Annotated in this window: 13 protein-coding genes; 6 read left to right on the forward strand and 7 right to left on the reverse strand. The window is 60.2% G+C overall.

Features of this window, described 5'->3' with window-relative positions; translation table 11 throughout:
- The first annotated feature begins 592 nt into the window (after positions 1–592).
- From PspCFBP13508_RS25180 to ycaC, 4 genes are all read left to right on the forward strand, one after another.
- Positions 593–1,006 (forward strand): DoxX family protein, encoded by a 414-nt coding sequence (locus PspCFBP13508_RS25180; RefSeq protein ID WP_024012430.1) that lies wholly within the window; start codon positions 593–595, stop codon positions 1,004–1,006.
- Positions 999–1,625, forward strand: a complete 627-nt coding sequence (locus tag PspCFBP13508_RS25185) for an antibiotic biosynthesis monooxygenase (protein ID WP_041478579.1) — start codon at positions 999–1,001, stop codon at positions 1,623–1,625. The genes PspCFBP13508_RS25180 and PspCFBP13508_RS25185 overlap by 8 nt, the downstream gene beginning before the upstream one ends.
- A gap of 40 nt (positions 1,626–1,665) precedes the next feature.
- The gene (locus tag PspCFBP13508_RS25190) at positions 1,666–3,504 is read left to right on the forward strand and encodes an amidohydrolase (RefSeq protein ID WP_042609477.1); all 1,839 of its coding nucleotides are present in this window, start codon (positions 1,666–1,668) and stop codon (positions 3,502–3,504) included.
- A gap of 68 nt (positions 3,505–3,572) precedes the next feature.
- Positions 3,573–4,196: an isochorismate family cysteine hydrolase YcaC gene (ycaC, locus tag PspCFBP13508_RS25195; protein ID WP_016774080.1), complete on the forward strand. Its 624-nt coding sequence runs from the start codon at positions 3,573–3,575 to the stop codon at positions 4,194–4,196.
- Positions 4,197–4,404: 208 nt separating this feature from the next.
- Here ycaC and PspCFBP13508_RS25200 read toward each other — a convergent pair whose 3' ends face one another.
- Positions 4,405–5,832: a mechanosensitive ion channel family protein gene (locus tag PspCFBP13508_RS25200; protein WP_137216064.1), complete on the reverse strand. Its 1,428-nt coding sequence runs from the start codon at positions 5,830–5,832 to the stop codon at positions 4,405–4,407.
- Positions 5,833–5,940: 108 nt separating this feature from the next.
- Complete coding sequence (locus tag PspCFBP13508_RS25205) at positions 5,941–6,960, reverse strand: alpha/beta hydrolase (RefSeq protein ID WP_137216066.1); 1,020 nt, start codon at positions 6,958–6,960, stop codon at positions 5,941–5,943.
- A 233-nt stretch (positions 6,961–7,193) separates the two neighbouring features.
- On the opposite strand from PspCFBP13508_RS25205, the gene PspCFBP13508_RS25210 reads away from it, so the two are divergent.
- Positions 7,194–8,093, forward strand: a complete 900-nt coding sequence (locus PspCFBP13508_RS25210; RefSeq protein ID WP_024012435.1) for a LysR family transcriptional regulator — start codon at positions 7,194–7,196, stop codon at positions 8,091–8,093.
- Between the two features lie 72 nt (positions 8,094–8,165).
- On the opposite strand, the gene PspCFBP13508_RS25215 is transcribed toward PspCFBP13508_RS25210, so the two are convergent.
- The gene (locus tag PspCFBP13508_RS25215; protein ID WP_082228561.1) at positions 8,166–8,435 is read right to left on the reverse strand and encodes a type II toxin-antitoxin system mRNA interferase toxin, RelE/StbE family; all 270 of its coding nucleotides are present in this window, start codon (positions 8,433–8,435) and stop codon (positions 8,166–8,168) included.
- Positions 8,425–8,616, reverse strand: a complete 192-nt coding sequence (locus PspCFBP13508_RS25220) for a hypothetical protein (protein ID WP_038862015.1) — start codon at positions 8,614–8,616, stop codon at positions 8,425–8,427. Before PspCFBP13508_RS25220 ends, PspCFBP13508_RS25215 begins: the two co-directional genes overlap by 11 nt.
- A 308-nt stretch (positions 8,617–8,924) precedes the next feature.
- Here PspCFBP13508_RS25220 and PspCFBP13508_RS25225 point away from each other — a divergent pair, with 308 nt between their 5' ends.
- A complete protein-coding gene (locus PspCFBP13508_RS25225; RefSeq protein WP_137216068.1) occupies positions 8,925–9,722 on the forward strand; it encodes a class I SAM-dependent methyltransferase in 798 nt (265 codons plus the stop codon).
- A 116-nt stretch (positions 9,723–9,838) separates the two neighbouring features.
- On the opposite strand, the gene PspCFBP13508_RS25230 is transcribed toward PspCFBP13508_RS25225, so the two are convergent.
- From PspCFBP13508_RS25230 to PspCFBP13508_RS25245, 3 genes are all read right to left on the reverse strand, one after another.
- On the reverse strand, positions 9,839–10,147 hold the full coding sequence (locus PspCFBP13508_RS25230) for an addiction module antidote protein (protein WP_137216070.1): 309 nt from the start codon (positions 10,145–10,147) through the stop codon (positions 9,839–9,841).
- A gap of 304 nt (positions 10,148–10,451) precedes the next feature.
- Positions 10,452–11,144: an N-acetyltransferase gene (locus PspCFBP13508_RS25240; RefSeq protein ID WP_137216073.1), complete on the reverse strand. Its 693-nt coding sequence runs from the start codon at positions 11,142–11,144 to the stop codon at positions 10,452–10,454.
- The gene (locus PspCFBP13508_RS25245; protein WP_137216074.1) at positions 11,141–12,331 is read right to left on the reverse strand and encodes a GNAT family N-acetyltransferase; all 1,191 of its coding nucleotides are present in this window, start codon (positions 12,329–12,331) and stop codon (positions 11,141–11,143) included. Before PspCFBP13508_RS25245 ends, PspCFBP13508_RS25240 begins: the two co-directional genes overlap by 4 nt.
- Position 12,332: the final 1 nt, after the last annotated feature.

A 12,332-nucleotide genomic window follows, 5' to 3' on the forward strand; every position in this document is an offset into this window, starting at 1 on the left:
TGTGTCAGTTAGTGTGGATCTGACTGACCCGACGCCTTCGCGAGCAAGCTCGCTCCCACACTGTTTTTGTGGCGGTCTGCATATTGGGCGCACGCCGCCAAACCCTGTGGGAGCGAGCCTGCTCGCGAATGCGGTGTGTCAGTTAGTGTGGATCTGACTGACCCGACGCCTTCGCGAGCAAGCTCGCTCCCACACTGTTTTTGTGGCGGTCTGCATATTGAGCGCACGCCGCCAATCCCTGTGGGAGCGAGCCTGCTCGCGAATGCGGTGTGTCAGTCAACGTGGATGTGACTGACCCGACGCCTTCGCGAGCTGGCTCACTCCCACACTGTGTTTGTGGCGGTCTGCATATTGAGCGCACGCCGTCAATCCCTGTGGGAGCGAGCCTGCTCGCGAATACGGTGTGTCAGTGAGTGTGGATGTGAGTGTGGATGTGACTGGCCTGACGCCTTCGCGAGCAGGCTCACTCTCACATTGTTTGTGGCTGGCAGCAGAACGTCAGTGACCTGAAAAGCAACTAAGCACACCCATCCAATTTCTTCCGCCCCGGCCTTGGCATGATTCCCGTCAATGACATTCAAAGGGTCGGGTCATGATTGCTACGAGGGATGAACAGGCGCGCGACATCGGGTTGCTGTTCCTGCGGGTCAGCGGCGGGTTGTTTCTGTTGTGGGTGCACGGCTTGCCCAAGCTGCTGGACTTCACCGCGCAGCTGCAACTGATCGAAGACCCGTTCCACCTCGGCGCCCACCTGACGCTGATCCTGGCGATCTTCGCCGAAGTCCTCTGCCCGTTGCTGATCGTCGCCGGTGTGCTGGCGCGTTTGGCCTGCCTGCCTATTCTCTTTGTACTGCTCGTGGCGCTGCTGGTCGTGCACCCGCAATGGAGTGTGGCCGAAGGGCAGTTCGGCTGGTTGCTGTTGATTCTTTTCACCACCGTATTGATCGCCGGGCCCGGACGGCTGGCGATTCCTGTTCGTTTGCCCGGAGTGCTGCGTTATGCCTGAAGTCCTCAATTCACAAGCACCGGGGGCCGATGAGACCGTCACGTTGATCATCAAACACTCGGTCAAGGCCGGTTTCGAATCGGCGTATGAAGCATGGCTGCGCAACATCGTGCGCGTTGCCGGGCAGCGCGAAGGGCATCTGGGGGTGGACGTGGTGCGCGGCAAGCGCGGGCGTCTGGATTTTTACACGTGCGTATTGCGCTTCAGCTCCACCGAAGCGATGCAGGGCTGGCTGGAATCCTCCGAGCGTCAGGCGCTGGTGGCTGAAGCCGCACCGATGCTGGCTGACGGTGATCAGACCGAAGTCGCGCCGGTCAATGAATTCTGGTTCACACCGCTGGCCGAAGCCGGCTCGCCACCGCCGCGCTGGAAGCAGGCGGTCGTCACGCTGTTGGTGATTCTGCCGCACACCCTGCTGGTGCCGCTGATCTGGGGCCCGTTGCTGGCGCTGCATCCGCTTCTGTCCAACTACGTGGTCGCCACGTTCCTGATCACCCTGACCATCGTCCTTTCTGTGGTCTACGTGGTGATGCCACCGGTCACCCGTTTGTTCACCCCGTGGCTGGAAGCCAGTCAGGCCCATGAACACCTCGATTCCCAAGAGACCTCGCCGCGTTGAGCGGGGTTTGCTTCTTTTCACTTTTGCTTGAGGAACTGCGATGAGCGCCGATCTGATTTTATTCAATGGCCAATTTCATACCGTCGACCGGGAAAAACCACTGGCCAGTGCGGTGGCGATCAAGGACGGCCGCTTCGTTGCCGTCGGTAACGATGCCGAGGCCATGGCCCTCAAGGGCAGCGCCACACAAGTGGTCGACATGAAGGGCCGCTGCGTCATCCCTGGCCTCAACGACTCGCACTTGCACCTGATTCGTGGCGGTTTGAACTACAACCTCGAACTGCGCTGGGAGGGCGTGCCATCGCTCGCCGACGCGCTGCGCATGCTCAAGGATCAGGCCGATCGCACTCCAACCCCGCAGTGGGTGCGCGTGGTGGGTGGCTGGAACGAATTCCAGTTCGCCGAAAAACGCATGCCGACCCTGGAAGAAATCAACCAGGCCGCGCCGGATACTCCGGTGTTCATCCTGCACCTCTACGACCGTGCGCTGCTCAACCGCGCCGCCCTGCGCGTGGCCGGTTACACCCGCGACACGCCGAACCCGCCGGGCGGCGAGATCGTGCGCGACAGCAACGGCAACCCGACCGGCATGCTGGTCGCGCGGCCGAACGCGATGATTCTCTACTCGACCCTGGCCAAAGGGCCGAAGCTGCCGCTGGAATATCAGGTCAACTCGACCCGCCAGTTCATGCGCGAACTCAATCGCCTGGGCCTGACCAGTGCAATCGACGCCGGCGGTGGTTTCCAGAACTATCCGGACGATTACCAGGTGATCGAGCAACTGGCCAAAGACGACCAGTTGACCGTACGCATCGCCTACAACCTGTTCACCCAGAAGCCGAAAGAAGAACTGACCGATTTCCAGAACTGGACCGGCAGCGTCAAGCTGCATCAGGGCGACGATTACCTGCGCCACAACGGCGCCGGCGAAATGCTGGTGTTCTCCGCCGCCGACTTCGAAGACTTCCTCGAACCGCGTCCGGACCTGCCGCAGACCATGGAACAGGAGCTGGAACCGGTGGTGCGCCACCTCGTTGAGCAGCGCTGGCCGTTCCGTCTGCACGCCACGTACAACGAATCGATCAGCCGCATGCTCGACGTGTTCGAGAAGGTCAACCGCGACATTCCGTTCAACGGTCTGCCGTGGTTCTTCGACCACGCTGAAACCATCACCCCGCAAAACATCGAGCGTGTGAAAGCGCTGGGCGGCGGCATCGCGATTCAGGATCGCATGGCGTTCCAGGGTGAATACTTCGTCGATCGCTACGGCAAACAAGCTGCCGAAGCCACGCCACCGATCAAGCGCATGCTCGCTGAAGGCGTGCCGGTCGGCGCCGGCACCGATGCCACTCGCGTGTCCAGCTACAACCCGTGGACTTCGTTGTACTGGATGGTCAGCGGCCGCACCGTTGGCGGTCTGGCGTTGTACGAAGAAGGTTTGCCACGCAGCACTGCGCTGGAACTGTTCACCCACGGCAGCGCCTGGTTCTCTTCGGAGCAGGGCAAGAAGGGCCAGATCCGCGTCGGCCAACTGGCAGACCTCGCTGCACTGAGCGCGGATTTCTTCAGCGTTGAAGAAGAAGCGATCAAGTGGATCGAGTCGGTCATGACCGTGGTCGGCGGCAAGATTGTCTACGCCGCCGGCGACTTCGAAGACCTCGGCCCGCGCTCGATTCCGGTGCTGCCGGACTGGTCGCCGGTAGTCAAAGTCCCGGGCCACTGGCGCCCGAACTCGCCGTTGCAAGCGCAGGTTCACCAGTGCAGCGGGCCATGCGCCGTGCACACCCACAGCCATGAAAAAGCGCGGATGTCGAATGCGCCGGTCAGCGATTTCGCCGGTTTCTGGGGCGCGTTCGGCTGTTCCTGCTTCGCGTTCTGAGTTTGAAAAAAGCGCCGGTCATCAGGGCCGGCGCTTCCCGCAACAACCATCCATCCAGGAGTTTTGCCATGAGCGTTCCTTACAAGCGTCTGAACAAAGATGATGCCGTCGTCCTGCTGGTCGACCACCAGACCGGTCTGATCTCGCTGGTGCAGGATTTCTCGCCGAACGAGTTCAAGAACAACGTGCTGGCGCTGGGCGACATCGCCAAGTTCTTCAAGCTGCCGACCATTCTGACCACCAGCTTCGACGCAGGCCCCAACGGCCCGATCGTGCCGGAACTGCTCGAGCAATTCCCTGACGCGCCGTTCATTCAGCGTCCTGGCCAGATCAACGCCTGGGACAACGAAGACTTCGTTAAAGCGATCAAGGCCACCGGCCGCAAGCAACTGATCATCGCCGGTGTAGTGACCGACGTTTGCGTGGCATTCCCGACCCTGTCGGCGATTGCTGAAGGCTTTGAAGTGTTCGTCGTCACCGACTCGTCGGGCACCTTCAACACCACCGTGCAACAAGCGGCCTGGGCGCGGATGTCCGCCGCCGGTGCACACCTGATGAACTGGTTCGCAGTGGCCTGCGAGCTGCAGGGCGACTGGCGCAACGACATGGAAGGCCTGGCGCATCTGCTGTCCGAGCGTCTGCCTAACTATCGCAACCTGATCAACAGCTACACCAAGTTCACTGCCAAGTAATCTGGTCGAAAGTCAAAAGCCCCTCACCCTAGCCCTCTCCCGGAGGGAGAGGGGACTGAACCGAGGGGCTTGTTCGGGATACGCCGACCTGCAATACCGAGCCGAGCTTCGGTCTTGAAAGGCCCGGAGATCGGCTCCCTTTCCCCCTCGCCCCCTAGGGGGAGAGGGTTGGGGTGAGGGGAAGGCTTTTGATCTTGAATTTGGCGCTTCAACGCTTCTGCAACCACCCCAGAAATCCACCTTTTTTCACCGCCACCGGTTTGGCCATCAACGCGAGGCGACTGTTCTGTTGACGCACCGCCTGCAACTTGTTCAAGGCCTGGCCGACTTCGCTGCGCTTGTCCATGCACTCACGGGTCAACTGTTTGTCGAGACGATAGATGATGCTCGACGTCAGCGCCGTAAACGTCGCTTGCGACGGTGTATCGGCAAGAATGCTCTGCTCACCCATGACTTCGCTCGGCCCCATGCGCCCGGCCTCGGTCTGGCCATTGCCGTCCGGCACCGTCGCGCTGACCACGCCCGTGGCAATCACGAACAGGCTGTCCGGCACTTCCTCCAGATCCAGCACCACCTGACCGGCCGTGTACTGCTGCGCGACCATCGACTCAGCGAGGCGATCGCGTTCTTCACTGCTCAGCGAGCGGAAAATCTTCACTTCATCCAGCAACGCACGGGCACGGCTCGACGGTTCGATCACGCCGTCGGGATGCCGGGAAATACCCGCCGCTTCGAGATGGCGGTGGGCGAGGTCGAAAAGTTGATTGCGCACTTCGCTCTTCTTGCCCAGCTCAGCGATGAAACCGCTGGCGACATACTCGGACATGGTTTCGCCAGCCTCTTTGAGCACGGCTTTCGGCGCCGGGCTGAGCAACAGCGAGCTGCTGCCCTGCAAGGTGCGATCAAGGGCATCGAGTACCCGCCGCGGACGAATGTGATTGGGCACCTGGATGCTGATCGATACGCCGTGCATGTTGCTCGGCCGGCTGAGGTTGACGATCTTCGCCTTGGCCGCCACCGAGTTCGGCACCACAGCCATGGTGCCGGCGCTGGTCAGCAGGTGCGTGGCGCGCCAGTCGATATCGAACACCTTGCCTTCGACGCCGTCGATCATCACCAGATCGTCCACCTGATACGGCTTGGTAGTGTTGAGGACGATGCCGGAAAACACGTCGGCGAGGGTGCTTTGCAGCGCCAGACCGACCACGATGGCGACCACCCCGGAAGTGGCCAGCAGACCTTTGACCGGCAGCTCCAGCACGTAGCCGGCCGCCGCGACAATGGCGACCAGAAACACCAGCGCGCCGATGACGTCCTGCAGCAAGCGACCGCTGTGGCCGATGCGGCGCATCAGCGCCAGGCCGATCACTTCGGTCAGCACCCGTGCTGCGTACAACCACCAGAGAATCCCCAGCGCCGTCGCCCCCAGCTGCGCCACGCGATCATCGGCGAACAGCGGCGCCTGCAACGGGCTGACACCGGCGTTGATCACCAGCGCGCTGAATGCCAGAAACAGTGCCAGACGTACGCCGACTCGCGGTGCACGGTGGCTGAAGGGCGAGAAGTGCCAGAGTGCGGCGTCGAGCAGCAACAGCACAGTGCTCCAGGACAGCAGGTGGGCGTAGAAAAGAGTCATGACCGGTACTCCGCGACGCTGGTGAGAAAAAAGATCGCAGCCTGCGGCAGCTCCTACTTTGGAATGCGTTTTCCTGTAGGAGCCGCCGAAGGCTGCGATCTTTTGCGGTTAAGGCTGCAAATGAGTTTTCAGTTCTGCAGCCGCTTGACGCACCGCAGCTTTCACCTCGGGAATCTGGCTCAGCGGATTGAGCAGGCCGAAGTCATGAATCATCCCGTTGTAGCGCACCGAGGTCACCGGCACGCCAGCCGCATCCAAGTGCCGCGCATAACCTTCACCTTCATCACGCAGCACGTCGAACTCGGCGGTCTGCACCAGCGCAGCGGGCAGGCCCTTGAGCTGTTCGCTGCTGGCGTTGAGCGGCGAGGCATGGATCTGCGCACGCTCGGCCGGGTTGGTGGTGTAGTTGTCCCAGAACCACTGCATCATGCCCTTGGTGAGGAAATGGCCCTCGGCGAATTGCTGGTACGAACCGTCCTCGAACTGCGCATTGGTTACCGGCCACATCAACAGCTGGAAGCGCAGGGCAGGGGTTTTCTGCTGCTTGGCCATCAACGCCACGACCGCCGCCATGTTGCCGCCGACGCTGTTGCCGGCCACCGCCAGACGCTTGCCATCGACACCGATGTCCTTGCCGTGCTCGGCCACCCATTTCGTCGCAGCGTAAGCCTGATTGATCGCCGTCGGGTACTGCGCTTCCGGCGACGGCGTGTAATCGACATACACTGCAACGGCGCCCGAGCCGACTACCAGATCACGGATCAGGCGCTGGTGCGTCGGGAAGTCACCCAGCACCCAGCCGCCACCGTGGAAGAACATGAACACCGGCAACTCGCCCTTGACCTTGGCCGGGCGCACCACTTTCAGGTTGAGGGTCCGGCCATCGACCTTGATCGCCTTGTCGCTGACTTCCACACCGGACAGATCAACCTTCACAGAAGCTTGGGCACCGGTCAGCACCGCACGGGCGTCCTTCGGGCTCAGTTGCTCCAGCGGACGACCACCGCCAGCGGCGAGGGCATCGAGGAACGCTTGGGTGTTGTGTTCGACGCCAGGGCTGCCAGCGGCAAAAGCGCTGCTGACGGACAGGGCGAGGAGGGACGCGGCGAGGGTTTTCTTGATGCTCATGTTCAATTCCATTTTTGAGTATTTATACGTTCGTGTAGGAGCTGCCGAAGGCTGCGATCTTTTGATCCTGTTTTGCCATTTCCAGCGTCACTGCAGATCAAGATCAAAAGATCGCAGCCTGCGACAGCTCCTACCTGTTCAGGGTTGTTTTCAAACCGTGAGCACAGATTAATGGGCTGCTGAAAAGCGAAAAAGCGGCTATAAAGCGTTTAACTGTCCACCAGAGAGTGACAATGAACCCGTTCGAAGACATGCGTATTTTTTGCCAGGTCATGGACTCCGGCAGCTTTACCGCCGCGGCCGATCAGTTGGGCCTGTCCAAGCAGTTCGTCAGCCGCCGTTTGATGCAACTGGAAGAGCGCCTCGGTGTGCGCTTGTTGAATCGCTCGACCCGCCGCCTCGACGTCACGCCGCTGGGGCAGAGCTATTACGAATCGGCGTTGCGTTTGCTCGGCGAGGTAGAGCAGGTCGAGCAGGGCATCGCCGGCGAAACCGCCGAGCCGCGCGGCACGATTCGCCTCAGCGCGCCGCTGTCGTTCGCGGTGGCGCATCTGGGTTGTCTGTTGCCGTTATTCTTGCAGCGTTACCGCGAGGTCACCGTGGAGGTCGACTTGAGCGATCGCCCGGTCGACCTGCTCGGCGAGGGCTACGACCTGGCCCTGCGCATCGGCGTGCTGGAAGACTCGACACTGATCGCCCGGCGCATCGCCAGCATCGAACGGGTCTACTGCGCCAGCCCGGCCTACCTCGCCGAACGCGGCACACCACTCAAACCCGAAGACCTGCACAGCCATGACTGCCTGCCTTACGGCCACGGGCGCTCGGTGCAATGGCGCTTCAACGAAGCACCGGGCAAACCGCTGCTGATCAACGTCACCGGGCGCATGCGCGTCAACAACGGCGAACTGCTGCGAGACGCGGCGGTGCAGGGGATGGGGATCACCTATCTGCCGACCTTCATCGTCGGTGCGGCGTTGAAGGATGGGCGGCTGGTGCCGGTGCTGGATGATTTACGCCCGGAGCCACTGACCTTGTCGGCGGTGTATCCGCAGCATCGCCAGGCTTCGCGGCCGGTGCAGGCGCTGGTGGAGTTTTTGCGTGAGCGGCTTAACCAGAGTCATGTGAATCTTTGATAGTGGTGCCTACTGGGCAAACGGCGTGTTATCGATCGGGCGAACATCACACCGTTTTTTCCTGCGATGTCTTTATGGATATTCCTGTCGGGTATGCAAAACGCTAAGTATCTCGATTCGATCCGTCACCTCATAAATCACTACGTAGTTAGGATGTACAACGATTTCCCGGGTGCCGGGAGATCGACCTTTACGGTAGAGATGGGGATGAACGGAGAGTGAGGTTGTGGATTCTTCGATGGATTTCGAGAGACTCACTGCGGCTGCAAAGTTTCTCTCGCCAATGTATCTGAGGATGTTCGAAAGATCGGCCTTGGCTTCGGGCCGCCACTCAATCTGCATCAGCCTTTTTTCGCATGGATTCGATCAAGGCATGCATGTCCGCCATCACGTCCTCATGGGGGAGACTCGGATGGGGATCATCTCTGGACGCCTGCACCTTGGCTCGCAACCAGCGATCATGACTGGCAGCCTGCTCGTCGTTTTCAAACCCTGAATCGTCGGGAAAGATTTTGCCGTCCATTGTGCCTCCGGGATCAATGCCTGGCAGTCTATTCGGTACAGGGATTGCTGTCGTCGTTGTCTGGATGAACTGCATCTGGGTCGAGCTCCATGAGTACTTGTAGTTCGACAAATCCTAGACTGAGCGCTTCCGACGGCCAACCGACGGAAGATGTAGGAAAACGGTTGGGGTATCCCGAGTTCCTTCCTTTTTCTGTAGGACTCGCTGAAGAGGACTGCGCAGTGTGATTACAACATTGGAACAACCGCCACCCCGGGTCTGTTCTAGACTCACGCCGCTCAATCACGAGCCTCACCCGGAGTAGTGCCATGGAAGTGCCCAACCCCAAAACCGTTATCGAAAGCAATCGCCAAGCGTGGAACGATTCCGCTCGCCATCATCAGGATTCGCCGGACTGGCAGGCATTGCTCAGCGATGTCGCGCAGGCGGAGTTTTGCTGCCTTGATGACACCTTGCGGGGCTTGCTGGAAGTCGACGGCAAAGACGTGATTCAACTGGGCTGCAATAACGGTCGGGAGAGCCTCTCGCTGTTTGCGCTGGGTGCGCGCAGTGTCGTCGGCGTCGATCAATCCGCAGCGTTTCTTGAGCAGGCCCGCGAGCTCAACAGCCGCTCGCCGCATACTGCCGAATTCGTCGAGAGCGACATCCACCATCTGCCCGCATCGCTGCATAACCGCTTCGACGTAGCCCTGATTACCATTGGTGTACTTAACTGGATGCCTGACATCGGCGAATTCTTCCATCATGTCGCGCAGGTGCTGAAGCCGGGTGGCAAGCTGGTGATCTACGAAACCCATCCGTTTCTGGAAATGGTTGATCCGCAGGCTGAAAATCCCTACCGCCTCGCCAGCTCGTATTTCCGTGCCGAGCCGTTTGTGCAGCAAGAGCCGATCGTTTACGTAGGTAAAGTCGAGCAGCCGGCGGCAAAGTCGTACTGGTTCGTGCATACGCTGGGCGCGATCTTCAGCGGCGCCATTGGAGCGGGGCTGCGCATTGTGGATTTTCAGGAATATGCGCATTCGAACCGGGAAGAGGTGTATGACTGCTACCTGAACCAGCAGGCGCAGTTGCCGATGTGCTTTAGCCTGGTGGCGAGCAAGGCCTGAGATCCTTTATTGCGACGGCTGGCCTCTTCGCGAGCAGGCTCGCTCCCACAGGGAAACGCATTCCATTGTGGGAGCGAGCCTGCTCGCGATGGGCGGCATTGCGACCGCTACAAAATTCACGGAACGGCGTGATTGACTACGTGCCCCGGCTGCGCATAGAGATCAATGCCTAGTGCATGAATTACCTTCAACACTGTGTCAAATCGCGGCTTCGCTCCGGGAGCAAAAGCTTTGTACAAACTTTCACGACCCATGCCTGAATTCTTGGCGATCTGCGTCATTCCTCGCGCCCTTAACACGTAACCGATTGCGCGAAGGAATTCTTCGCTGTCTCCGTCTGCAAGCACCTGTGACAGGTACTCACTGATGGCTTCATCACTGTCGAGCAGCGCGACCATGTCGAAATTCGTCAAAGTCTGGCTCATGGTTAAACCTCCTTTGCCATTTTTTGTGCGCGTCGGATGTCTGCGCTTTGTGAGGATTTGTCGCCTCCGATGTCGTGCTCGACTGTATCCAAGTGGATACGGATAAACAGTCGGCCAAGTCTTTTCCGAATGTTGGAAGTGTCGTCACAGTTTGTAGGCAACCAGCCAATCGATTGTGAGAGCTGCGGTGCAGCTACTGACCTCTTCGCGAGCAGGCTCGCTCCCACAGGGAAACGCATTCCAGTGTGGGAGCGAGCCTGCTCGCGATGGCGGTATCAAAACCGCCGCAAATATTCAGCCTGAATCAAGCCTGCGCGGGCGTACTTACTACTGGTCTTTCCGGCTTGCGCAGCGCCTCCAGCCTTGACTCGCTGTAGCGCGTTTCGCGGAAGAAGCGCCAGTGGCCGAACAGGTCGTAAACATGGGTGATACGCCCTTGTTCCTTGTAGCCCAGACGCACATGCATCTTCAGGGCCTGGATATTGGCGTTGTCGCAGATATCCACCACTTTTTTGTACCCACCGGCGTCCATGACTTGCCAAAGTGCGGTCTGTGCGTCGACGGTCAAGGTGCTGCCGAAATAGGGCCGGGCAATTTCGGCACCGAACTGGAAGTACTCACCGGGCTGGATCGTGAACGTGTAGCGGTAGAAGTGCCGATCGTTATAGTCGCGGGTACTGGCCCAGACGAACCCGACGGTGTGACCTTCCTGGTCCAGGTACATGTGCCCCGTGTGCCCTTCAGCGGCCAATTCGGCCATGGTCTGCACACGGTCACCAAAGTACTTGCCGAAAGCCTTGGCGTTGTCCTCGGTGATGTCGACTCTATGTAAACCTTCACAGGGGCGCAGTTTGTTTGGCGCGATCGGCGTGACCAGATCGCGCTCCATCCACAGCAATTCACGGTGAGCGAAGACATAACGTTTGCCGAACGCGCCAAGGGTGCGGCGCAGGCCTTTTTGTTTGATGCGCAGAAGCAGTTTGTCGATGACGTTCATGATGCTCTCCGAGGCGCTAGCCCAGGTGTGGTGGATGAAGTTGCAGGTTGTGTTGCGGATGTATTTGCCGCTTTCGGTTTGCCGGCACGCTGTGCGCGCCATTTTTGCAGGGCCGGTTTGACGCAGTACCAAAGACGCAGCCCCAGGCCCAGCAGCAAGCCACTGGGGCGCCATGAGTAGAAGCTCCAGCGCCAGTGTTCCAGTTGCCCGGTCATGCGCTCGTGCAGTTGATGACTGGAGTTTTCCAGGCTGACCCGCGAGGCATCGATCCAGTGCCATTGCTCGTCCAGGCCCCAGCGAATCCATTCCTCCAGCAGCACCCGACCGCTGCCCAGATCGGCATGTTGCGGCAGGAACGCCAGGTTGTAGTCGTAGAGTCGGCCCTGCTCGAGCAGGCCCAGCCGATAACTGATGCAGCGGCCGTCCAGCTCCAGCGTCACCACTCGCACCAGCCCTTGAGCGGCGAGGGCGGTGAAGGCGTTCTGTATCCATTGACGACTGTGGTCAGTTGCGAAAATGCCGACGCCCTCGTCACCTTTCCAACTGACCGACTCGACTTCTTCCAACGCCTGTAAAACCGTAGGCATCGACAGCGCATCGGGGATGATGCGCCGCACTTGGGCGCCGCACGCGGTAATCCGTTTGCGCGCCCGGCGCAGTTTGTAGCGCGGGTCGCCGGAAACTTCCTGCTGGTCGGCGTCGCTGATCAGATGCACCGGCACCCGGCAACTCAGGCGCCGTTCAGCCGTGGAGCTACGCGCCATCCAATCGGTGAGGGCACTTTCTTCCCCAGCAGGTTCCGACAGTTCGTTGAGTTGCAGCAGCGCATGGGGCAGGCGCTGACGGATCAGCATCAGCGCATCGCGCATATCCTCTGCGCCGAGCAACGACAGCAGGGCCAACCGATCGGCCAGCGGATAACCCAAGTGGCGCAAGACGCGAAATGGCACGCCCGCGAAGCGTTCGCGGCTGGCCACCAGTGGCAGGCACAGGCGCAAAGCCTCTGCTTCCCAGCCGAGCAGAACGTGCAGGCACTGATTCTCTTCCAACGCCTGTTCTGCCGCGCACAACCAGCCGAGATTGTTGAACGGCGTGTGGTCGGTCACGCGCAGGCGCAATGCCTCGTAGGCCGTCGCCGGGAAGTCGGCAGCGCACAGCGATGTGCGCCATTCGAATCGCATCGCCATT

The sequence above is a fragment of the Pseudomonas sp. CFBP13508 genome (genome assembly GCF_005233515.1).
GTDB lineage: Bacteria > Pseudomonadota > Gammaproteobacteria > Pseudomonadales > Pseudomonadaceae > Aquipseudomonas > Aquipseudomonas mercuritolerans.